The sequence below is a fragment of the Zavarzinia aquatilis genome, from assembly GCF_003173035.1.
Lineage (GTDB): Bacteria > Pseudomonadota > Alphaproteobacteria > Zavarziniales > Zavarziniaceae > Zavarzinia > Zavarzinia aquatilis.
This window is the reverse complement of record NZ_QGLE01000009.1, coordinates 75,907-97,574: the sequence shown is the minus strand read 5'-3', so window position 1 is coordinate 97,574 and position 21,668 is coordinate 75,907. Positions and strand designations below refer to the sequence as shown.

23 protein-coding genes are annotated in these 21,668 nt (G+C 67.2%); 4 read left to right on the top strand and 19 right to left on the bottom strand.

The features are described 5' to 3' along the window. Nucleotides 1–2 precede the first annotated feature (2 nt). The 15 genes from DKG74_RS15285 to ffh form a co-directional block, all read right to left on the bottom strand. On the bottom strand, nucleotides 3–1,181 hold the full coding sequence (locus tag DKG74_RS15285; protein ID WP_109907043.1) for a branched-chain amino acid ABC transporter substrate-binding protein: 1,179 nt from the start codon (nucleotides 1,179–1,181) through the stop codon (nucleotides 3–5). A 146-nt stretch (nucleotides 1,182–1,327) separates the two neighbouring features. Continuing rightward, entirely contained in the window at nucleotides 1,328–2,446 is a 1,119-nt protein-coding gene (locus DKG74_RS15280) for a branched-chain amino acid ABC transporter substrate-binding protein (RefSeq protein WP_109907042.1), read from the bottom strand. Between the two features lie 121 nt (nucleotides 2,447–2,567). Beyond that, nucleotides 2,568–2,915, bottom strand: coding sequence for a DUF6867 family protein (locus DKG74_RS15275; RefSeq protein WP_109907041.1), 348 nt, complete (start codon nucleotides 2,913–2,915; stop codon nucleotides 2,568–2,570). A gap of 5 nt (nucleotides 2,916–2,920) precedes the next feature. Continuing rightward, on the bottom strand, nucleotides 2,921–3,631 hold the full coding sequence (locus DKG74_RS15270) for an ABC transporter ATP-binding protein (protein ID WP_165837718.1): 711 nt from the start codon (nucleotides 3,629–3,631) through the stop codon (nucleotides 2,921–2,923). A 139-nt stretch (nucleotides 3,632–3,770) separates the two neighbouring features. Beyond that, entirely contained in the window at nucleotides 3,771–4,592 is an 822-nt protein-coding gene (locus DKG74_RS15265) for an ABC transporter ATP-binding protein (RefSeq protein WP_109907039.1), read from the bottom strand. Further along, a complete protein-coding gene (gene livM, locus DKG74_RS15260; RefSeq protein WP_109907038.1) occupies nucleotides 4,589–6,055 on the bottom strand; it encodes a high-affinity branched-chain amino acid ABC transporter permease LivM in 1,467 nt (488 codons plus the stop codon). Before livM ends, DKG74_RS15265 begins: the two co-directional genes overlap by 4 nt. Before the next feature lie 2 nt (nucleotides 6,056–6,057). Beyond that, complete coding sequence (locus DKG74_RS15255) at nucleotides 6,058–6,981, bottom strand: ABC transporter permease subunit (RefSeq protein ID WP_109907037.1); 924 nt, start codon at nucleotides 6,979–6,981, stop codon at nucleotides 6,058–6,060. Nucleotides 6,982–7,266: 285 nt separating this feature from the next. Then, a complete protein-coding gene (leuB, locus tag DKG74_RS15250; protein ID WP_109907123.1) occupies nucleotides 7,267–8,379 on the bottom strand; it encodes a 3-isopropylmalate dehydrogenase in 1,113 nt (370 codons plus the stop codon). An 87-nt stretch (nucleotides 8,380–8,466) separates the two neighbouring features. Then, nucleotides 8,467–9,072 carry a 3-isopropylmalate dehydratase small subunit gene (gene leuD / locus DKG74_RS15245; RefSeq protein WP_109907036.1) on the bottom strand — a complete coding sequence of 202 codons (606 nt, stop codon included), beginning with the start codon at nucleotides 9,070–9,072 and terminating at the stop codon, nucleotides 8,467–8,469. Nucleotides 9,073–9,090: 18 nt separating this feature from the next. Beyond that, entirely contained in the window at nucleotides 9,091–10,494 is a 1,404-nt protein-coding gene (leuC, locus tag DKG74_RS15240; RefSeq protein ID WP_109907035.1) for a 3-isopropylmalate dehydratase large subunit, read from the bottom strand. Between the two features lie 140 nt (nucleotides 10,495–10,634). Beyond that, the gene (gene rplS / locus DKG74_RS15235) at nucleotides 10,635–11,021 is read right to left on the bottom strand and encodes a 50S ribosomal protein L19 (RefSeq protein WP_109907034.1); all 387 of its coding nucleotides are present in this window, start codon (nucleotides 11,019–11,021) and stop codon (nucleotides 10,635–10,637) included. Between the two features lie 5 nt (nucleotides 11,022–11,026). Beyond that, nucleotides 11,027–11,788 (bottom strand): tRNA (guanosine(37)-N1)-methyltransferase TrmD, encoded by a 762-nt coding sequence (gene trmD / locus DKG74_RS15230; RefSeq protein WP_109907033.1) that lies wholly within the window; start codon nucleotides 11,786–11,788, stop codon nucleotides 11,027–11,029. Next, nucleotides 11,785–12,402 (bottom strand): ribosome maturation factor RimM, encoded by a 618-nt coding sequence (rimM, locus tag DKG74_RS15225; protein ID WP_109907032.1) that lies wholly within the window; start codon nucleotides 12,400–12,402, stop codon nucleotides 11,785–11,787. The genes trmD and rimM overlap by 4 nt, the downstream gene beginning before the upstream one ends. A 29-nt stretch (nucleotides 12,403–12,431) precedes the next feature. After that, nucleotides 12,432–12,788 carry a 30S ribosomal protein S16 gene (gene rpsP / locus DKG74_RS15220; RefSeq protein ID WP_109907031.1) on the bottom strand — a complete coding sequence of 119 codons (357 nt, stop codon included), beginning with the start codon at nucleotides 12,786–12,788 and terminating at the stop codon, nucleotides 12,432–12,434. Between the two features lie 45 nt (nucleotides 12,789–12,833). Further along, nucleotides 12,834–14,255, bottom strand: a complete 1,422-nt coding sequence (ffh, locus tag DKG74_RS15215) for a signal recognition particle protein (RefSeq protein WP_109907030.1) — start codon at nucleotides 14,253–14,255, stop codon at nucleotides 12,834–12,836. A gap of 490 nt (nucleotides 14,256–14,745) precedes the next feature. Here ffh and DKG74_RS15210 point away from each other — a divergent pair, with 490 nt between their 5' ends. Together DKG74_RS15210 and DKG74_RS15205 are read left to right on the top strand one after the other, a co-directional pair. Next, complete coding sequence (locus DKG74_RS15210; RefSeq protein ID WP_133251606.1) at nucleotides 14,746–15,177, top strand: PRC-barrel domain-containing protein; 432 nt, start codon at nucleotides 14,746–14,748, stop codon at nucleotides 15,175–15,177. Between the two features lie 41 nt (nucleotides 15,178–15,218). Next, on the top strand, nucleotides 15,219–15,419 hold the full coding sequence (locus DKG74_RS15205) for a CsbD family protein (protein WP_109907028.1): 201 nt from the start codon (nucleotides 15,219–15,221) through the stop codon (nucleotides 15,417–15,419). Between the two features lie 69 nt (nucleotides 15,420–15,488). Here DKG74_RS15205 and DKG74_RS15200 read toward each other — a convergent pair whose 3' ends face one another. Next, nucleotides 15,489–16,739: an oxygenase MpaB family protein gene (locus tag DKG74_RS15200; protein ID WP_109907027.1), complete on the bottom strand. Its 1,251-nt coding sequence runs from the start codon at nucleotides 16,737–16,739 to the stop codon at nucleotides 15,489–15,491. Nucleotides 16,740–16,854: 115 nt separating this feature from the next. On the opposite strand from DKG74_RS15200, the gene DKG74_RS22075 reads away from it, so the two are divergent. Next, on the top strand, nucleotides 16,855–17,430 hold the full coding sequence (locus tag DKG74_RS22075) for a TetR/AcrR family transcriptional regulator (RefSeq protein ID WP_109907026.1): 576 nt from the start codon (nucleotides 16,855–16,857) through the stop codon (nucleotides 17,428–17,430). Here the strand turns inward: DKG74_RS22075 and DKG74_RS15190 are convergent, their stop codons facing one another. After that, nucleotides 17,431–18,528 carry an alpha/beta hydrolase gene (locus tag DKG74_RS15190; protein ID WP_133251605.1) on the bottom strand — a complete coding sequence of 366 codons (1,098 nt, stop codon included), beginning with the start codon at nucleotides 18,526–18,528 and terminating at the stop codon, nucleotides 17,431–17,433. It lies immediately after the preceding gene. Nucleotides 18,529–18,715: 187 nt separating this feature from the next. Further along, on the bottom strand, nucleotides 18,716–19,480 hold the full coding sequence (locus DKG74_RS15185; protein WP_109907122.1) for an SDR family oxidoreductase: 765 nt from the start codon (nucleotides 19,478–19,480) through the stop codon (nucleotides 18,716–18,718). Between the two features lie 123 nt (nucleotides 19,481–19,603). Between DKG74_RS15185 and DKG74_RS15180 the strand changes: the two genes are divergently transcribed. After that, nucleotides 19,604–20,533, top strand: coding sequence for a LysR family transcriptional regulator (locus DKG74_RS15180; protein WP_109907024.1), 930 nt, complete (start codon nucleotides 19,604–19,606; stop codon nucleotides 20,531–20,533). Between the two features lie 52 nt (nucleotides 20,534–20,585). Here DKG74_RS15180 and DKG74_RS15175 read toward each other — a convergent pair whose 3' ends face one another. Next, nucleotides 20,586–21,614 carry an aspartate-semialdehyde dehydrogenase gene (locus DKG74_RS15175; protein WP_109907023.1) on the bottom strand — a complete coding sequence of 343 codons (1,029 nt, stop codon included), beginning with the start codon at nucleotides 21,612–21,614 and terminating at the stop codon, nucleotides 20,586–20,588. Nucleotides 21,615–21,668 lie beyond the last annotated feature (54 nt).

Below are 21,668 nucleotides of genomic sequence, written 5' to 3'. Positions count from 1 at the left end.
CCTCACATCGCCTTGAGTTCGCCGCCCTTCCAGACGTAGTAGACGACGCCCGGCTTGGCGATATCGCCCTTGGCATCGAACGCGAGTTCGCCAAGAACCGTGGTGAAGCGGTTCACGCGGATCGTGGCGGCGAGGCGCTTGCCGTCGATGGCGGCGGTCGGATCGGGCTTCACCACCGGGCCGAGGGCGGCGGTCAGCACCTCGGTCGCGGCGAAGGCATTGAGGACATAGCCCGACGGGTCCTTGCCCTGGTCGAGCAGTTTCTCCACCGCCTTGGCGGCGGCGGGATTGTCCAGCGGATTGCGGGCGAAGGTGACGATGGCGCCATCCGCCGCCTTGGCCCCCGCCGCCTTGACGAATTCGGGGCTGGCCAGCGCATCGGCGCCGATGATCGAGGCGGTGATGCCGGCATCGCGCAGGGCCTTGACGAGGCCACCCGCCCGCCCGGGCGCCGCCGCGATGAAGACGACGCCGACACCGGCCGATTTCAGCTTGGCCGCGGCCTGTTTCGCCGAAAGCTCGGGCCCGACGACGAGATCGGCCGCCGCCTCCGGCAGCTCGAGCCTGGCGATGGCGGCCTTGAACACCGAGACGACCTGCTGGCCATAGAGCGTGCCGTCGCGCACGACGCCGAGCTTCTTCTTGGCCATGGTCTGCTTGACGAGGGCTGCGGCGATCAGGCCCTGATAATCGTCGCGCCAGACGGTGCGGAACACGGTGCCGCCGGCATTGTCGGTCAGGCGCGGATCGGTCGAGGCCGGGGTGACCATCACCACCTGGGCGGGGCCATAGACGGCGGCCGCCGCTTCGCTGGCGCCGGAGCAGAAATGGCCGATCACCGCGACGACGCCGCTGCCCACGAAATCGGCGGCGACGCTGGCCGCCTGGGCGGGATCGCAGGCGTCGTCCTTCACGTCGAGCACGATCTTGCGGCCGGCGATGCCGCCATTGGCGTTGACCATCTGCACCGCGAATTCGACGCCGGTCTTCAGCTGCTCGCCAAAGGCGGCCTGATCGCCGGACAGCGGCGCGGCGAGGCCGATGCGGATGTCGGGCAGGCTGACGGCGGCGACCGGCGGCGGGGCGGCGGCCTCGTCGCGCCGGGCATTGTGCATCCAGAACCAGGCCACGGCGGCGCCAAAGGCGATGACCGCCACCAAACCCAGTACCAGCTTGCGCATGACCGCCCCCTTGCCTGTCCCTCGTCCGGCGACGCTAAGGTTCGCGTCGATTCGGTGCAACCGTCACTGCACCCGAAGCCGGCCCGAGGCAAGGAAAAAGGGCCCGGCCGTCGCCGGCCGGGCCCCTTCGATCGCTGCCGGAAGAGTTACTTCTTCTCGGCGTACTGGCCCTTCGACCATTCGTACATGACGTATTCCGGGTTCTTCACGTCGCCCTTGGCATCGAAGCCGAGGGTGCCGAGAACCGTCGGGAACGAGCCGGCGCGGATCGCCGCGGCGACCTTCGCCGTGTCGGTGCCGCCCGCCGCCTTCACCGCCTCGGCCCAGACCTGGATCGCGGCATAGGTGTAGAGGGTGTAACCCTCGGGGTCGTAGCCGATCTTCTTGAACTCGTCGACGACCTTGGCCGCCTCGGGCTTCAGGCGCGGGTCGGGCGCGAAGGTGAAGAGGAAGCCTTCGCCGGCATCGCCGGTGATCGACCACAGTTCATTGGTGTTCTGCGCATCGCCCGAGATGAAGGTGGCCTTCAGGCCCTGTTCGGCCGCCTGACGGATGATCAGGCCGCTCTCGGTGTGGTAGCCGCCGATATAGACGACTTCGATGCCTTCGGCCTTCAGCTTGGAGACGAGGGCCGAGAAGTCCTTGTCGCCCTGGGTATAGGCTTCGTAGACGGCCGGCGGGGTGCCGAGGCCTTCAAGACCCTTCTTGGTCTCGTCGGCCAGGCCCTTGCCGTAGGCCGACTTGTCGTGCAGGACGGCGACCTTCTTGCCCTTGAAATGGGTGTCGATGTATTTCGCCGCGGTCGCGCCCTGGTAGTCGTCACGGCCGCAGGTGCGGAACACATTGGTCCAGCCCTTGGTCGCCGCTTCGTCGGTGAAGACCGGGTTGGTCGAGGCCGGCGACATCTGCAGCACGTTGTTCTCGTTGTAGACCGCCGAAGCCGGGATCGACGACGAGGAGCAGAAGTGACCGGCGACGAAGACGACGCCCTTGTTCACGAGATCGTTGGCAACCGCCACCGCCTGCTTCGGGTCGCAGGCATCGTCGCCGACTTCGAGCTTCAGCTTTTCGCCGTTGATGCCGCCCGCGGCGTTGATGTCGGCGATCGCCTGTTCGGCACCGCGCTTCATCTGCTCGCCGAAAGCCGCGTACTGGCCGGTCATCGGACCCGCGGTCGCGATGGTGATATCGGCGTGGGCAACGCCCGCGAAGCCGAGACCGGCCAGCAGGGCGACGGCGGCAAGCCCGGATTTGAGCTGCTTCATGCGATCCTCCGAAAAGTCCCCCGACGTGCTTCGGTCCGACATGGCGCCGAGTGGCACGCCGCGAGGCAAGAGCCTAGACACAACGGCAGGGCCCGCGCAACGGGCCGATGCCGCCCAACACTCATTCCGGCGCCTTGGCGCGCCAGCCGAAAGGTCCCGCCTGTTCGTAGAGCCAGGGGTACTGCCGCACCATCTTGGCCACGAGGGTCAGCCGATGCCCGAGAAGGGCATAGGCCGCCAGGATGAGACCATCCAGGACATAGCCCTGCAGGGACCAGAGGTGACCCGAGAACAGGCCCCAGTGCAGGAAGCGATCGAAAATGGCGACGCCGAAACCGGCCAGCGCCGCCATCCAGGCGGGGCGCCAGCCTTCGGCGATACCCTGCCCGGCGAGGAAGCTGCACAGGCCGAACAGGCAGAGCGTGAGGCCGATGAAGGGGCCGAGGGTGGTATCGAAGATGGCTTCCATGGCGCTCAATGCCCCCCTTCGAGATAGGCCGCGCGCACTTCCTCGTTGCCCAGCAATTCGGCCGAGGTGCCGCTCATCTGCACCCGCCCGCCCGCGAGGACATAGGCGCGGTGTGCCAGCTTCAGGGCGTGGAAGGCGTTCTGCTCGACAAGGAAGACGGTCATGCCCTGTTCGGCGTTGATCTCGCGGATCACCTGGAAGATCTGGCGCACGATGATCGGCGCGAGGCCGAGCGACGGCTCGTCGAGGAGAAGGAGGCGCGGCCGGCTCATCAGCGCGCGGGCGATCGCCAGCATCTGCTGCTCCCCGCCCGAGAGCGTGCCGCCGCGCTGGCCCTGCCGCTCCTTGAGGCGCGGGAACATGCGGAAGGCGCGGTCGAGGTCCTCGTCGAAGAAGGCGGGATCGGTGACGACCGCGCCCATCTTCAGGTTCTCCATCACCGTCATGCGCGGGAAGATGCGCCGCCCCTCCGGGCTCTGCGCGATGCCGAGGCGCATGATCTGATGGGTGGCCAGGCCGGTGATGTCCCGCCCCTCGAAGGTGATGCGGCCGGCCGTGGGCCGGGGCTTGCCGCACATCGACATGAGCAGCGTCGACTTGCCGGCGCCATTGGCCCCGATCAGGGTGACGATCTCGCCCTCGTTGATCTCGACGTCGACACCGCGCAGGGCCTCGATCGCGCCGTAAGCGGCGTGCAGGCCCTCGATCTTCAGCAGGGGGGCGCTCATGCGGCACCTCCGAAAAACCTGGCGTCATCCCGGCGCAGGCCGGGATCTTGCGACTGGGGGGCACCGATGCCAACGCCCGCGAGGTCCCGGCCTGCGCCGGGACGACGAATGAGGGGGGTGGGGGCGCTCATGCCACGGCCCCTTCCGCTTCGTCGTCCTCGCCGAGATAGGCGCGGATGACGTCCGGGTTGGCCTTGATCTGGGCCGGCGTGCCCTCGGCGATCTTGCGGCCGTAGTCGAGCACAACGATGTGATCCGAGATTTCCATGACGACGCTCATGTCGTGCTCGATGAGAAGAAGGCCGACGCCGTAATCGTTGCGGATCATCAGCAGGAGCGCGTTGAGTTCCGCCGATTCGCGCGGGTTGAGGCCCGCCGCCGGCTCGTCGAGGCAAAGCAGCGCGGGGTCGGTGCACATGGCGCGGGCGATTTCCAGCCGGCGCTGGTCGCCGTAGGGCAGCGAGCCGGCGGGTTCGTCCGCCCGGGCGATGAGACCGGTGCGGTTCAGCCAGAAGCGCGCCTTCTCCACCGCCTCGGCCTCGGCCTTGCGGAAGCTGGGCCAGCCGGCGAGGCCGAGCAGGCTGTAACCGCTGGCGCGCATCAGGCGGTTGTGCTGCGCGACCATCAGGTTCTCGAGCACCGACATGCCGGTGAAGAGGCGGATATTCTGGAAGGTGCGCGCGACGCCCGCGGTCTTGGTGATGCGGAAATCGTCCAGCCGTTCCAGCAGGAAAGACTGGTCGCTGCCCGGCCGGGTCAGGGTCAGGCGGCCCACCGTCGGCTTGTAGAAGCCGGTCAGGCAGTTGAAGACCGTGGTCTTGCCCGCGCCATTCGGCCCGATGACCGCGGTGATATGACCGGCCTGGGCCTCGAAGGAGACATCGTTGATGGCGGTCAGGCCGCCGAAGCGCATGGTCAGATGCTCGACCGTCAGCAGGGGGCGGCTCATGGGCGAACTCCCTTGCCGCTGTTGATGAGAATGGTCGGGTCGCGATGCGACAGGAGCCCGCGCGGCCGCCAGATCATGATCAGCACCATGCCGAGGCCGAACACCAGCATCCGGTATTCGGCAAGGCCGCGAAACGCTTCGGTCAGGCCGATGACCAGGATCGCGGCGAGGGCGACGCCGAGCTGGCTGCCCATGCCGCCGAGGACGACGATGGCGAGGATCATCGCGGATTCGAGGAAGGTGAAACTCTCGGGCGAGACGAAGCTCTGGGTCGTCGCGAAGAAGGAGCCGGCGAAACCCGCGAACATGGCGCCGATGGCGAAGGCCGTCAGCTTGGTGTTGGTCGGATTGATGCCAAGGGCCCGACAGGCGATTTCATCCTCGCGCAGGGCTTCCCAGGCGCGGCCGACCGGCAGGCGCCGGATGCGGATGGTGAAGACATTGACGACGAGGGCGAGCACCAGGATCAGGTAGAAGAAGAAGATCGAGCGGTGCAGCGGCGAGAAGTCGAGGCCGAAGAGCTGGTGGAACGGCACCACGCCCTCGGGCGCGTTGCGGACGAAGGGATGGCCGAAGAAGGTCAGGCGCGGGATGGAGCCGATGCCGTTCGGCCCGCCGGAAAAATTGGTCCAGTTGAGGAGGACGATGCGGATGATCTCGCCGAAGCCCAGGGTGACGATGGCGAGGTAATCGCCGCGCAGGCGCAGGACCGGAAAGCCCAGCAGCACGCCGAAGGAGGCGGCGAACAGGCCCGAAAGCGGCAGCGCGCCCCAGAAGCCGAAGCCATGATCCTTGGACAGCAGGGCATAGGTATAGGCGCCGACGGCGTAGAAGGCGACATAGCCAAGGTCGAGCAGCCCGGCGAGACCGATCACGATGTTCAGGCCCCAGGCCAGCATCATGTAGGTGAGGACGCGGATCGCCGTATCGAGAATATAGGAATTGGCGAAGGGCATCATCGGCAGCAGCACCGCCGCGGCCAGCAGCAGGAAGCCGAGCCCCCGGGTGAACAGCCGGCGCAGACGGTCGGCCTTTTCCTCGTCGGTCTCGGTCGCGAGGGCCGCCTTGCTCTGGCGATGGGCGCCATACTGGCCGGCGAGCCCACGGATGACCAGGGCGGCCCCGGCGGCGATGGCGAGCACGCCGAGCAGGTCGGTCGGCCAGGGCAGCAGGAAGCCGGCGGCGGCCAGACCGGCGGCGATGCCATAGGACGGCAGGCGCAGGCCCCGGTCCGACAGGGCGAGGCCCAGCCGTCCGAAGAAGACGATGACGATGCCGACCGCGACTTCGGCGAAACGGGCATCGACGGTCAGCGAGCCGCCCCGGTCGACGGTCTGCAGGCCGACGATGGGGCCCGCCAGCGCCATGGCGACGAGGGCGACGAGGGCGGCATCCTTCAGCGCCGCCTGGAACGGCGTCGCGGGGGCGGGGCGGGTGGCGGCGTTCAGGTCGGCGACGGCCATGTTCACACCTTCTCGATCTCGGGCCGGCCAAGGAGGCCGGAGGGACGGAAGATCAGAACGAGGACGAGGATGGCGAAGACCGCGACATCCTTGTATTCGACCGAGAAATAGGCCGACCACAGCGCCTCGATCAGGCCGATCAGCAAGCCGCCGAGCACCGCGCCCGGCAGCGAGCCGATGCCGCCCAGCACCGCCGCGGTGAAGGCTTTAACCCCGGCGAGGAAGCCGATGTAGAAGTCGATCACGCCGTAATAGAGCGTGACCATCATGCCGGCGACGGCGGCGAGCGCGGCGCCCATGACGAAGGTCATGGCGATGGTGCGGTCGACGTCGACCCCGATCAGCGAGGCCATGGTGCGATCCTGCTCGCAGGCGCGCTGGGCCCGGCCGAGGGGCGTCTGGGTGATCAGATAGGTGAAGCCGATCATGAGCGCGATGGTCAGCACCACGATGAAGATCTGCAGGTAGGACAGGGTGACGGCAAAGCCGCCTTCGCTCGTCAGCAGCTCGAAGCCGCCGCGGATCACCGGGGCGATCGGCTTCGGCCGGGCGCCCTGCGCCAGCTGGACGTAGTTCTGCAGGAAGATGGAAACGCCGATGGCCGAGATCAGCGGCGCGAGGCGGAACGAGCCGCGCAAGGGACGATAGGCGATCCGCTCGATCGCCCAGCCGTAGAGCGCGGTGATCGCCATGGCGAGGATGAGCACGATCAGGAGGGCGAGCGGCACCCAGGTCACCCCGATCAGCCCCATGACGATGATGCCGATCAGCGACAGGAAGGCGCCGACCATATAGACCTCGCCATGGGCGAAGTTGATCATGCCGATGATGCCGTAGACCATCGTGTAGCCGATGGCGACGAGAGCGTAGACCGCGCCGAGCGTGAGGCCGTTGATCAGCTGCTGAATGAGATAGGCCGTGTCCATGCTCAGCCTCCCGTCTTCAGGCTATGTCGCATACGCGAACAGGAATGACGGAAGAGACGACGGGCCCCGCCCGCCTCTGCGCTGATGCTCAAAACACGACCCCCAGCCTTTTGGCCCTGTCAGAAACCGTAACCTCCCTTTCCGGCCTCCGCAATGCGGGTCGAACATTGAATCGAGACATTCCGCCGCGCGGGCGGCGCCGGTCTTCGACCAAAGGCTAAGATATGCGGCCAAAAGAAAACCCCGGCCGGATCGCGCCGGCCGGGGTCTTTCGCGAAACGAGGATCAGGCCGCGAGCTTGTCGAGGGCGCGGACGATAGATTCGCCCATGACGCCGGTCGAGACCTTGGCCATGCCGGGCTGCATGATGTCGCCGGTGCGCAGGCCGCCGGCCAGCACATTCTCGACCGCCTTCTCGATCAGCGCGGCTTCCTCGCCGAGATCGAAGGAATAGCGCAGGGCCATGGCGAAGGACAGGATGGTGGCGATGGGATTGGCCAGGTCCTTGCCCGCGATGTCAGGGGCGGAACCATGGACCGGCTCGTACATCGCCTTGCGTTTGCCGTTGGCGTCGGCCGCGCCGAGCGAGGCCGAAGGCAGCATCCCGAGCGAGCCGGTGAGCATGGCCGCGCAGTCGGACAGGATGTCGCCGAACAGGTTGTCGGTCACGATCACGTCGAACTGCTTGGGGTTACGCACCAGCTGCATCGCGCAGTTGTCGGCGTACATGTGCGACAGCTCGACCTTGGGGAACTCGGTGTCGTGGATATGGGTGACTTCCTCGCGCCACAGGATGCCCGATTCCATCACGTTCGCCTTCTCGGACGAAGTGACCTTGTTGTTCCGCTTGGTCGCGATGTCGAAGGCGACGCGGGCGACGCGGCGGATTTCCTCGGTCGTGTAGACCTGGGTGTTCACGCCCCGGCGGCTGCCGTCGGGCAGGGTCTCGATGCCGCGCGGCGTGCCGAAATAGACGCCGCCCGTCAGTTCGCGCACGATCATGATGTCGAGGCCGCGCACCACGTCGGGCTTCAGGGTCGAGGCTTCGACCAGGGCATCGAAGCACATGGCCGGGCGCAGGTTGGCGAACAGGCCGAGGTCTTTCCGCAGGCGCAGCAGCCCGCGCTCCGGCTTCACCTCGAAGGGCAGGTTGTCCCACTTCGGGCCGCCGACGGCGCCGAGCAGCACCGCATCGGCCTCGAGCGCGATCTTCATGGTCTCGTCGGTGATCGGCTTGCCATAGGCGTCGATGGACGAGCCGCCGACCAGGGCTTCCTCGATCGCGAAGTCGATGCCGCGCTTCTTCGACAGCCAGTCGATGACCCGGCGGACTTCCCGCATGACTTCGATGCCGATGCCGTCGCCCGGCAGGATCAGGAGCTTGCCCTTGGTGGCCATGTTCATTTCCTCGGATGGATGGAAGAGTGGCGGCATCCGCCATCGCCCGGGCTCGCGGCCCGGGCGGCACGAGACGTCAGCCCGGGCTCAGAGCCAGGGCTGGGAGATTTTCTGCTGGGCCTCGAAGGCGTCGATCTTCGGCTTCTTGACGAGGGTGAGGCCGATATCGTCGAGGCCGTTGATCAGGCAATGCTTGCGGAACGGATCGACGTCGAAGGTGATCTTGCCGCCGTCGGGGCCGGTGATTTCCTGCTTTTCCAGATCGACGGTGACAACGGCGTTGGCGCCGCGCTTGGCGTCATCCATCAGGAGATCGACCTGTTCCTGCGGCAGGACGATCGGCAGAATGCCGTTCTTGAAGCAGTTGTTATAGAAGATGTCGGCGAAGCTGGGCGCGATGACGCAGCGGATGCCGAAATCGAGGATCGCCCAGGGCGCGTGCTCGCGGCTGGAGCCGCAGCCGAAATTGGCACCGGCGACCAGGATTTCCGCCTTGCGCCAGGCCGGCTGGTTCAGCACGAAATCGGGCTTCTCGGCGCCATTGTCGTCGTAACGCATCTCGGCGAACAGATTGACGCCAAGACCGGTGCGCTTGATCGTCTTCAGGAACTGCTTCGGGATGATCATATCGGTGTCGATATTGATCAGCGGCAGCGGGGCGGCGATGCCCGTGAGCTTCTTGAAGGGCTGCATGATGTTACCTCCTCGGGCTCAGAGCTTGCGGATGTCGGCCAGATGGCCGGTGACTGCCGCCGCGACCGCCATGGCCGGGCTGACCAGATGGGTGCGGCCGCCGCGGCCCTGACGCCCCTCGAAATTGCGGTTCGAGGTCGAGGCGCAGCGCTCGCCCGGCTCCAGCCGGTCGGCATTCATCGCGAGGCACATGGAACAGCCCGGCTCGCGCCATTCGAAACCCGCCTCGACGAAAATCTTGTCGAGACCTTCAGCTTCCGCCTGTTCCTTGACGAGGCCGGAACCCGGCACGACCATGGCGCCGACATGGGCCGCGACCTTGCGGCCCTTGGCGACGGCGGCGGCGGCACGCAGATCCTCGATCCGGCCATTGGTGCAGGAGCCGATGAAGACGCGGTCGATCTTCACCTCTTCGAGCGGCGTGCCGGGGGTGAGGCCCATATAGGCGAGGGAGCGCTCGATCGCGACCCGCTTGCCCTCGTCGGCGACATCGGCCGGGTTCGGCACCTTGGCCGTGATCGGCAGCACGTCCTCGGGGCTGGTGCCCCAGGTCACCTGCGGCACGATATCGGCGGCGGCGAGCACGATTTCCTTGTCGAACACCGCGCCCTCGTCGGTCGTCAGCGTCTTCCAGTAGGAAACCGCCTGCTCGAAACCGCCGGCCTTGGGCGCGCGCGGCTTGCCGGCGACATAGGCGAAGGTGATCTCGTCCGGGGCGATCAGGCCGGCGCGGCCGCCCGCCTCGATCGTCATGTTGCAGACGGTCATGCGGCCTTCCATCGACAGGCCACGGATGGCCGAGCCGGCGAATTCGACGACGTAACCCGTCGCGCCCGCGGTGCCGATCTTGCCGATGATGGCGAGGACGATGTCCTTGGCGGTCACACCCGGACCGAGGTCGCCGTCGACCGTGATCCGCATGTTCTTCGAACGCTTCTGGATCAGGGTCTGGGTCGCCAGCACATGCTCGACTTCCGAGGTGCCGATGCCGAAGGCGAGCGAGCCGAAGGCGCCATGGGTCGCCGTGTGGCTGTCGCCGCAGACGATGGTCATGCCCGGCAGGGTCAGGCCCTGTTCCGGCCCGACGATATGCACGATGCCCTGGCGGATGTCGTGCATCCCGAGGTATTCGACGCCGAATTCCTTGCAGTTCGCCTCGAGGGTCGAGACCTGCAGGGCGGATTCGGGATCGGAAATCCCTTTCGAGCGATCGGTCGTCGGCACGTTATGATCGGGCACCGCCAGAGTCGCCTCGGGGCGATGGACCTTGCGGCCGGTCATGCGCAGGCCCTCGAAGGCCTGGGGGCTCGTCACCTCGTGCACGAGGTGCCGGTCGATGTAGAGGAGGCCGGTGCCGTCCTCGGCCATTTCAACCAGATGGCTGTCCCAGATCTTGTCGTAGAGCGTGCGCGGACCTGACATTCTTCCGTTCCTCGAGCCGTGTTACGGCCTTCATTCACATGGCGCTCATTCGCATGGCGCCGACCTGCCGACCGACGCCCGAAGTCCGGCGACCACGGGGGTCGCCGGACCGGCGAAAGGACGGACGGTAATGCCCGAAGTTACTGGGCCTTGGCGCCTTCGCGGCGGTCGACCTTCTCGACGATACGGGCCGACTTGCCGCGACGATCGCGCAGGTAGTAGAGCTTCGAGCGACGGACCTTGCCGCGACGCACGACCTCGATCGAGTCGAGACGCGGGGAGAAGAGCGGGAACACGCGCTCGACGCCTTCGCCGTAGGAAATCTTGCGCACGGTGAAGGAAGCGTTGGCGCCCTTGTTGTTACGGGCGATGACGACGCCTTCGAAGGCCTGGATACGCTCGCGCGTGCCTTCGACAACCTTCACGTTGACCTTCACGGTATCGCCGGGACGGAAGGCGGGAATGGTCTTGCCTTCAGTGACCGCAGCGATCTGCTCGGCCTCGAGCTGGTCGATGATGTTGGTCATGGGGATCAGTCCTTTCGAGAAACAGATATGGGGTTCGTATCGGTCGGCCGCATCCCCCCGCCCTGCCGGGCGAGATAGCGCGACCAGAGGTCGGGGCGGCGTTCGCGGGTCAGGCGTTCGGCCTGTTCGCGGCGCCAGGAACGGATGCGGCCGTGATGACCCGACAGGAGCACGTCCGGCACCTGCCGGCCCTCCCATTCGGTCGGCCGCGTGTAATGCGGATATTCGAGGAGATCGCCGGTGAAGCTCTCCTCGGCCAGGGTCTCGGCCGCGCCCATCACGCCGGGGATCAGGCGGACGACCGCGTCGATCAGACAGAGCGCCGCCGGCTCGCCGCCGGACAGCACGAAATCGCCGATCGAGACTTCCTCGAGACCGCGACCGTCGATCACCCGCTGGTCGACACCCTCGAAGCGGCCGCACAGCAGGATGACACCCGGCCCCTCGGCCAGCGCGCGCACCCGCTCCTGGTCGAGCGGCCGGCCGCGCGGCGAGAGATAGAGCGCCGGCGCCGCCGGCAATCCGGCCTTGGCGGCGTCGATCGCCCGCGCGATCACGTCGGGCTTCATCACCATGCCGGGGCCGCCGCCCGCGGGCGTGTCGTCCACCATGTGGTGACGGTCGGTCGCGAAGCCCCGGATGTCCGAAGCCTCGAGCCGCCACAGACCATTCGCCAGCGCCCGTCCGGCCAGGGAATGGCCGAGGGGCCCCGGGAACATCTCGGGGAACAGGGTCAGCACGCTGGCGGTCCAGGGGGCGCCGGTCATGACACCTCTCCCGTCTCGTCAGATGCCGGCGCGTCAGACTCTTCCGCGCCGGTATCGGCCCAGCCTTCCGGCGGATGGGCGACCAGCCGGCCGGCGGCGATGTCGACCACCGGCACGATCTCGCGGGTGAAGGCGAGAAAGGCGGAACCGCCGCCCGGGAAGGCGACCTCGATCATGTCGCCCGCGCCGAAGTCCTGGATCGTGGCGACTGTGCCGAGCAACTCGCCCGCGCCGTCGACGACGGGCAGGCCGAGCAGATCGGCGTGGTAGAACTCATCCTCGTCTTCCGTCGCCGGCAGGGCTTCACGCGGGACATAAAGCCGGCGGCCGCGCAGGGCTTCCGCCGCATTGCGGTCGGCCACCCCTTCGATGCGGGCGACGACGGCCTGACCCTGAACGCGCAGGGGCTGCAGCACGAGGCGCGCGCCCCGGTCGGTCAGCACCGGGCCATAAGCCCCGACGTCGAGGGGATCGCTGGTGAAGGATTTCACCTTCACCTCGCCCCTGATGCCATGGGCGCCGGCGATGGCCCCGACGCAGACATGCGCGCGCTCGTCCACCGCGGAGGTTTCCGCGGTGCCGGTGCTCGGCCTTGTCTTGCCCGGGGCGATCATGACGGGAAGGTCCTGCGGTCTTTTAGAGCTTACGCCTCGGCGGCGGCGGCGGCGGCTTCGGCCGCGGCCTTGGCGCGTTCCTGCGCCTTCGCCTTCGGGGCGGACTTCTTCGGGCTCTCGACGATCGCCGGGGCCGGGATCAGACCCTTGTAGCCAAGGAACTTGGCGACGCGCTCGGTCGGCTGGGCGCCCTGGGCGAGCCAGTACTTCACGCGCTCTTCGTTCAGGGTCAGGCGCTCGGCGTGGTCCTGCGGCACCAGCGGATTGTAGGTGCCGAGACGCTCGATGAAGCGACCGTCGCGGGGCGAGCGGCTGTTGGCGACCACGATGCGGTAGTAGGGACGCTTCTTGGCACCGCCGCGCGACAGGCGAATGGAAACGGACATATGAGGTTCCTTCTCTCGTCTATTCGATAGGTTGGTTCTGTAGGATCACTTGAAGCCGCCGGGCGGGAATCCCCCGCCGGGGCCACCGAAACCGCCGGGGGGCATGCCGCCGCCACCGCCGAAGAGGGCGCCGAGACCGCCGCGCATGAGGCCCTTCTTGCCGAGCTTGGCCATGCGCTTCATCATGTCGGCCATCTGCTGATGCTGCTTCAGCAGCTTGTTCACATCCTGCACCGAGGTGCCGGAACCCTTGGCGATGCGGACCTTGCGCTTCGCCTGGATGATCTGGGGATTCTTGCGCTCCTTCGGCGTCATCGAGGAAATGATCGCTTCCTGGCGCTTGATCGCCTTGTCGTCGATATTGGCCTTGGCCAGCTGGTCCTTCATCTTGGCGACGCCGGGCAGCATCGCCAACATGCCCTGCATCCCGCCCATCTTGCGCATCTGGCGCAGCTGGTTGGCGAGATCGTCCAGATCGAACGTCCCCTTCGCCAGCTTGGCCGCCATCTTCTCGGCTTCCTGCTGGTCGATGGTCTCCGCCGCCTTCTCGACCAGGGAGACGATGTCGCCCATGCCGAGGATGCGGTTGGCGATACGGTCGGCGTGGAAGACCTCGAGGGCGTCGATCTTTTCGCCAAGGCCCATCAGCTTCAGCGGAACGCCAGTGACGGCGCGCATCGACAGGGCCGCGCCGCCGCGGCCGTCGCCGTCGACGCGGGTGAGCGCGATGCCGGTCAGGCCGATACGGTCGTGGAACTGCTTGGCGACGGTGACCGCGTCCTGGCCGGTCAGGCTGTCGGCGACCAGCATGACTTCATGCGGGTTCGTCTCGCGCTTGACTGCCTCGATCTCCTGCATCAGCGCTTCGTCGATGTGCAGGCGGCCGGCGGTGTCGAGGATGACGACGTCGAAGCCCTGGAGACGGGCGGCGGTCAGGGCACGCTTGGCGATGTCGACCGGGCTCTGGCCGGCGATGATCGGCAGGGTGGCGACACCCGCCTGCTCGCCGAGGACCTTCAGCTGCTCCTGCGCGGCCGGGCGGCGCACGTCGAGCGAGGCCATCAGGACTTTCTTCTTGTCCCGGTTGGTCAGGCGATAGGCGATCTTGGCGGTGGTCGTGGTCTTGCCCGAGCCCTGCAGGCCGACCATCATGATCGGCACCGGCGGCACGGCGTTCAGGTCGATGTCGGTGGCGCCGTCCGCGCCGCCCAGCACTTCGACCAGATGGTCGTGCACGATCTTGATGACCATCTGGCCCGGGGTGACCGAGCGGACGACATCCTGACCGATCGCCTTTTCCTTGACGGCGGCGACGAAGTCCTTGACCACGGGCAGGGCGACGTCGGCCTCGAGCAGGGCGAGGCGGACTTCGCGCATCGCCTCGGCGACGTCGGAATCGGTCAGCGCGCCCTTTTTGGTCAGGCGACCGAAGACATCGGAAAGACGATCGGAAAGGCTCTCAAACATGCGCTGACCAGCTGTCCTCTGCACAAACACCAAGGGCGCCGGCGGGCGAACATTCGCTGACCGGCGGACGCCCGTAGGCGCGACGAAACACGAAACTTCGTCGAAGATGCGGGAACATGATCGAAAGCGCGCCTCTTGTCAAATCGAGTCCGCGCATCGCCCGATTTCCGGCGGCCGCGATGTCGAGGCGGCGGCACCCCCGGGGTCCGGCAAGCATTCGCACCCCGGCATGAATTGCGTCGAGAACAAGGCCCCGATATCGCGCCTTATTCTGGCCTGATTTCACCAACAATTCGATTTTCGGTCAAATCCCTGCCGCAGGGAACCTTTCGTCCATTCCCCGATTTACTTATCCGTGGGCAGCACAATGCCCCACATCATCATCCGGCGCCCGAACAATTCATCACGGGGCCGACGTGAACGGCGCGCCCTCATGCGCGTCCAGACACGACCGCACTCCTGCGGTCGATGAATGACGAAGGAGAATGCCATGAACAAGACCCTGACCGCCGTCGCCCTGACCGCCATTCTGGCCGGCGCGACCGTGCCCGCCCTCGCCCAGGAAGGCACCATGTCGCCGCCGCGCGCGACCAGCGAGGCGCCCCTCGCCGCCCCGGCGGGCGAGACCGCGGCCCCCGCGGCGTCCGCCACCGACATCCGGGCCGGCGCGCTGATCGGCGCCGACGTCACCAATGCCGCGGGCGAGGACGTGGGTGAAGTGACCGATCTCGTGATCGGCAGCGACAACAAGGTCAGCACGGCCATCGTCTCGGTCGGCGGCTTCCTCGGTGTCGGCGACAAGCTGGTCGCCATCGCGCTCGCCGATCTGACGGTGACGCCGGACGAGGACGGCGCGCTGACGGTGAAGGTCGCGGCCTCGAAGGATCAGCTGAAGGCGATGCCCGAAGTCGTCCTGAACTGACCCCAGCCCGCAACCGATCCGCCACCGAAAGGAGTGACGCCATGAATTGGGACACCGTGAAAGGCAACTGGAAGCACACCAAAGGTCTGATCAAGGAGAAGTGGGGCGAACTCACCGACGACGACCTGACCCGGGCCGAAGGCCGCAAGGACCAGCTGATCGGCCGCATCCAGGAGCGTTATGGCCGGACCCGCGAGGCGGCCGAACGCGAGGTCGATCACTGGCTGAAGTCCCTCCACTGAGTGCCGGCTCGGTCAGGAGGGGGAAGGCCGCCGCCCGGCAAGGGGCGGCGGCCTTCCGCTTTCCGGAGATCAGAGGACCCGGCTGCGCCCTTCGAGCGGGCTGCCCTCGCCGGTCTCGAAGGGGGCCTTGCGGCTCTTGAAGGCGCGGGCAATCTGGGCTTCCAGCTGCCGCAGCCGAAGGCTGGCGAAACCCTTGCGCGCGGGGCCAATGCGGCGCAGGCCGTTGGCCGCCACGATGGCGGGGCGCATCAGCTTCGGCAGAACACGCCAGCCGGTGTCCGGCAGGCCGAGGGTATCGGCCGCCGCCCGGCCGATGATATGGCGCGAGACCCCGGCATAGGCCGCGGCATCGAGATCGGCCAGCCAGCGCCCCCAAGGCTGGGGCAGGCCGGCCAGCGCCTCCCGCCCGGCGCCGAGCAGCGCGACCGACAGCGCCCGGCTGTCGTCGTCGGCATCGGGCTGGGAACGGACGAGCAGGCTGAACAGCGCCGAGGCCTGGGCATAGGAATCCGGCAGCAGGTCTTCCTCCACCCCCATGATATAGCCGACATAGCGCCAGAGATGGACGATCCCCTCCTTTTCCTGCGCCGTCAGCTGGACGCCGAGGTCGATCAGCGGCCCGACCATGCCGAGGGAAAAGGCGAGCGCGGTCGCCGACATGTCCGCCTGGTTGACCGGCAGGCCCCAGTCGTCCGCCCGCCAGCGCGGATCGCGGCTGACCGACCGGCGCACCATGGCGTGCATCACCCGCACCCGCACGGCCGAGGCGAAGCCGGCGGAATGGCGCCCGACGGTGCCCGAGGCGAAGATGTCGACGGCGAATTTGCCCGTCTCCTCCAGCCGCTTGTAGGCGCGGTCGCCCAGCGCCCCGGTCATCATCAGCACCCGGGCGATGGCGCTCGAGCAATAACCGACCATGAGCGTGCCCGAGCCGAGGGCATAGCGCAGCAAGGGCCCAACCGAAAGCGCGGCCTGACAGCCAAGGCGCAGCAGATCGTCCCGCACCCAGTCCGGCCGGCGGTCGATCTGGGCGAAGAAGGCGGCAAGGGCCGGCGCGGGCGCCTCGATCCGCTCGATGCCCTCGGTCAGGGCCTGGTCGAACAGGCGCCAGCCCCTGCCCTTTTCCGCCGCCATCCACTCGACCAGGGCATCGGCCTCGGCATCGCCCCGGGAGAGGCCGGCGCGAACCGCCGCCCGGCGTAAAGGGTCGGCGGAAGGCGCGCCGAAATGCCGGGTCAGATGCAGCGTCCAGGGCGCCGGATCGTGGTCCGGATCGCGCCAGCGCGTCGGTGTCGCGGGGATATCAGCCTTGCCGGTCATATTGTTTTGCCTCCCGATTTTCTCCCATTGTATATGAGCAATTATTCACATCTACTTATATGCGCCGCCCCCTTGACGAAAGCCCGCCGCCTTGAGCCAAGCCCCTGATCTTGCGATGAAAAAGCAGCCTGCCCAGGGCCGCTCGCAGGCCACGGTGGAGGCGGTGCTGACGGCGACGGCTCAGCTTCTGGCCGAAAGCGGCTATGCCGCGCTGACGACGAACCACATCGCCGAGCGGGCGGGCGTCAGCATCGGCTCGATCTATCAGTATTTTCCGGGCAAGGAGGCCATCGTCGCCCTCGTGGTCGAACACACGGTGGCGGAGATTCTGGCCGATTTCGGCCGGGGCCTGCTGGGCCATGCCATCGGACCGGCGCGCATCGCCGAAGTGCTTTACGACACGATCGACCGCCGCGCCGGCCTGCTGCGCGCGCTGAACTACGAAGTGCCCTTCCTGCGTGACGTGCCGGCGGTCGGCACCATGCGCGGCCGCCTGCTCGCCCTCGCCGGCCGCATCTACAGCGACCAGCTGGGCGATGGCGGTTTCCGCCACCCGGAAGCCGCCGCCTTCCAGCTGACGGCGATGATGCAGGCGGCGGTGCTGGATTCCATCCTCGCGCCGCCGCCGGGCATGACCCGGCGTCAGGCCATCGACACCCTCGCCGAAATCATCGCCCGTCTATCGGCCTGATCAGACCGAATGCGGCACCATCACCGCGCGCGGCCGCGCCGGGGCCGTCAGGGTGTGACCGGACCACAGCGCCCGGTGCAGGGAAGCGATGGCCTGGTCCAGCGCCTGACGGGCGCGCAGCACGGTGCCGGTGAAGGTCAGGAAGCCATGCAGCATGTCGGGGTGGTCGTGGATTTCTACCGGCACGCCGGCATCGCGCAGCCTGGCCGCGTAATCCATGCCCTCGTCATAGAGCGGGTCGAAGCCGGCGACGACGACGGTCGCCGGGGCGAGCCCGTCGAAACGCGCGGCATTGATCGGCATGACGTGATGCAACTCGTCGTCGCTCAGGCCCCCCGCCGTATGGGCGCGGAACCAGTCGGTCAGCTTTTTTTCAAGGATGAAGCCCTTGGCATAGAGCTGGGCGGAACGGGTGTTCATGCGCCCGTCCGTCGCCGGATAGATCAGCAGCTGGTGGCAGGGCGCCTGCACGTCTGCATCCCGTGCCATCTGCGCGACCATGGCCGACAAAAGACCGCCGGCCGAATCCCCGGCGACCGCCATGCGGCGCGTGTCGATGCCCATCTGCTTGCCGTGGGACAGGAGGTAGCGCCAGACCGCGCCCGCGTCGATCACCGCCGCCGGCATCGGATGTTCCGGGGCCAGCCGGTAATCGACCGACAACACGGCGCAGCGCGCCTTGTCGGCGATATGGCGGCAGGTACTGTCATAGCCCGCGACATCGCCGAGCACGAAGCCGCCGCCATGGAAATAGACCGTGAGCGGCAGCGGCGTCGACAGGCCGGGCGGCACGAACAGTCGCGCCCGCACCAGGCCGAGTTCGCCCGGGATCGCCAGTTCCTCGATCAGGGCCATGCGCTTGGGCGCGACGGCGAAATTGCGCATCGCCATGCGATACATGCCGCGCGACTGTTCGACCGGCATCCGGTGCACGGGAAACAGCTTGCGCTGGATGGCGGCGAAAGCCTGGAGTTGCGGGTGCAGGCGCTTGCCCTCGATGACCGCGGGCCGGATGTTGGTGACCTGCGCCAGCACCGGGGCGGAGACCTGGGACAGGCCGCCGAGGGCAAGACGCTGAAGGTTGGCTGCGAGACTCATGATCGAACCGTTTCCCTCCACCGGCCCCGGCGACGGCCGGGGCCCGCGATGCGCCGAAGGGGCGACACCGCCGATGACGACAGCGTCACCTTGTCACACCTTCCAAAGGATTAACGGTCGCGGTCAAGAGTCCTTTCATCGCAACTGAAGAAAATTCAGCTTGCCCGCCGGGCGACGGCCCCCCGCCTCAGGCCCTTGTGATCGACACGCCGCCGTCGACGAGGGACGCCGTTCCGGTGACGAAACTCGAATCATCGGAGGCAAGATAGAGCACCGAACGCGCGAGTTCCTCGGGCTTTGCCACCCGTTTCAGGGCGTGCAGACTGCCGATGAAGGCTTGCTTGTCGGCGGTATCGTTCATGCCGCGATACATGTCGGTATCGACGGCACCGGGCAGGATCGCATTCACGCGAATGTTCCCCGGGCCGAATTCGGCCGCCAGCGCCTGGGTGAGGCCGATCAGGCCGGACTTGCTGGCGGCATAGGCGGCGACGCCCGGGAACGACAAACTGTAGCCGATGAAGGTGGAGGTGAAGATCACCGAACCCCCGCCCCCCTTCACCATCTCCGCGATCTGGTGCTTGGCGCCCAGGAAGGATGCCGTCAGGTTGACCGCCAGCGCCTCGCTGAAGCCCGCTTCGGAAACCGCCGTGCTCGGCCCGCCTTCACCGAGGATGCCGGCATTGTTGAACGCGATGTCGAGGCGGCCGAAATGCTGGACGGCGGTGGCGACCAGCGCCGCCTGATAGGCTTCGTCGCGCACGTCGCCGGCCAGTGCCACCGCCTCGCCGCCCGCCGCCCGGATGTCGCCGACCAGCGTGTCGAGTTCGGCCTGACGGCGGGCGCCGACAACAAGCTTGGCTCCTTCTGCGGCGAAGAGCCGGGCGGTCGCCCGGCCGATGCCGGCGCTGGCCCCGGTAATGATCGCGACTTTGTTGGCTAGGCGGTTCATGTCCATCTCCTGAAGTTTGCCGGGACGGCGGAGCCGCCCCCTGTCGATGGGCAGAAGATGGCGCTAGGCCTTCGTTCGGAATAGTGAGCAGATATTGGAACTTAAATCCGGGAATTCCGAACGATGATTCGATTGGAAGGGCTGAACGCCTTCGTCGCCGTGGTCGAGGGCGGCTCGATCAGCGAGGCGGCGCGGCGCCTGCGGCTGTCGAAATCCGTGGTCAGCGAAAGACTGGCCGAACTCGAAAAGGCCCTGGGCGGAACCCTGCTGCGACGAACCACCCGCAAGCTGACCCTGACCGACGACGGCACCGCCCTGCTCGAGCGGGCCCGCCGGGTCATGCGCGAAATCGACGAGGCCAAGTCCGACATGGCGGAGCGGCGCGGCACCCTCGCCGGGCCGGTGCGGATCGCGGCGCCGGTCACCTTCGGGCGGATGCATCTTGGCCCCGCGCTCTATCCTTTCCTGGCGCGCCACCCGGACCTCGAGCTGACGCTCGACATGGACGACCGCCGGGTCGACCCGCTGGCGGGCGGCTATGACGCCATCATCCGCAACGGGGCCATCGCCGATACACGACTGGTCGCCTGGGTCCTGGCGCCGAGCCGGCGCTTTCTGGTCGCCGCCCCGGACTATCTGCGGCGCCATGGCGTGCCAAGCACCCTCGCCCAGCTCGAGGAGCACCGGGGCATTCTCTACACCCACCGGGGCGTCGCCGACTGGCGGTTCGAGACCCCGGATGGGGCCATGACGATCCGGCCGCGCCCCGCCCTGATCGTCAACAACGGCGACATGATGCGCGATTCAGCCCTTGCGGGTCTCGGCATCGCCTTGCTGCCCAGTTTCATCGCCGGGCCCGATATCGCCGCCGGCCGCCTGGTCGCCATCGACGTCGGCCATCGGCCGGAAGCCGAATTCATCCACATGGCCCATCCGGAAGGCCGAAATCCCTCGGCCAAGCTGCGAGCCCTCGCCGAACATCTGCGGGCGGCCTTCGGCGACCTGCCCTATTGGGAAAGGGATCTGCCGGGCGTCGGCGCGGGGCAGGCCTGAAACGAAAAAGGCCCCCGGCTCGCGCCGGGGGCCTCAAATCGTCCGTTCAGGCTCAGGCCGCCTTCTTCAGGTGGCGCGCGATCAGGATTTCCGCGATCTGCACGGCGTTCAGCGCCGCGCCCTTGCGCAGATTGTCCGAGACGCACCACAGGGCGAGGCCCTTGCCGTCCGGCACGGTCGGATCGCGGCGGATGCGCGAGACGAAGGTGGCGTAATCGCCCACGCATTCGAGCGGGGTGATATAGCCGCCGTCCTCATGACGGTCGACGACCATCAGGCCCGGCGCCTCGCGCAGGATTTCCCGCGCCTGATCGACGGTGATCGGGTTTTCGAACTCGATGTTCACCGATTCCGAATGGCCGACGAAGACCGGCACGCGCACGCAGGTCGCGACCAGATTGATGTCGGGATCGAGGATTTTCCGCGTCTCCGCGGTCATCTTCCACTCTTCCTTGGTGAAACCGTCGTCCATGAAGACGTCGATATGCGGGATCACGTTGAAGGCGATCTGCTTGGGGAACTTCTTCGGCTCGACCGTGTCGTTCACATAGAGCGCCTTGGTCTGGTTGAAGAGCTCGTCCATGCCCTTGTTGCCGGCGCCCGAGACCGACTGATAGGTCGAGACGACGACGCGGCGGATCTTCGCGAAGTCATGCAGCGGCTTCAGCGCGACGACGAGCTGCGCGGTCGAGCAGTTCGGATTGGCGATGATGTTCTTCTTGGCATAGCCCGCCAGCGCGCCCGCGTTCACTTCCGGCACGACCAGGGGAACGCCCGGCTCCATGCGGAAATGCGAGGAATTGTCGATCACGACCGCGCCGGCCGCCGCCACCTTCGGCGCCCATTTGGCCGAGACGGAGCCGCCGGCCGAGAACAGTGCGATGTCGGTGCCGCGGAAATCGTAATCCTCGAGGGATTTGACCTTCAGGGTAGTCTCGCCGTAGGAAACCTCGGTGCCGATGGATTTGGGCGACGCGAGCGCCACCACCTCGTCAGCGGGAAACTGACGTTCGGCAAGGATGTTCAACATTTCGCGGCCGACCTGCCCGGTCGCGCCGACGACGGCGACTTTCCAACCCATCGTGGTCAAGTCCTTAAAGATCGTGAGGTAATCGCACAGCCGGACGGCCCGCCC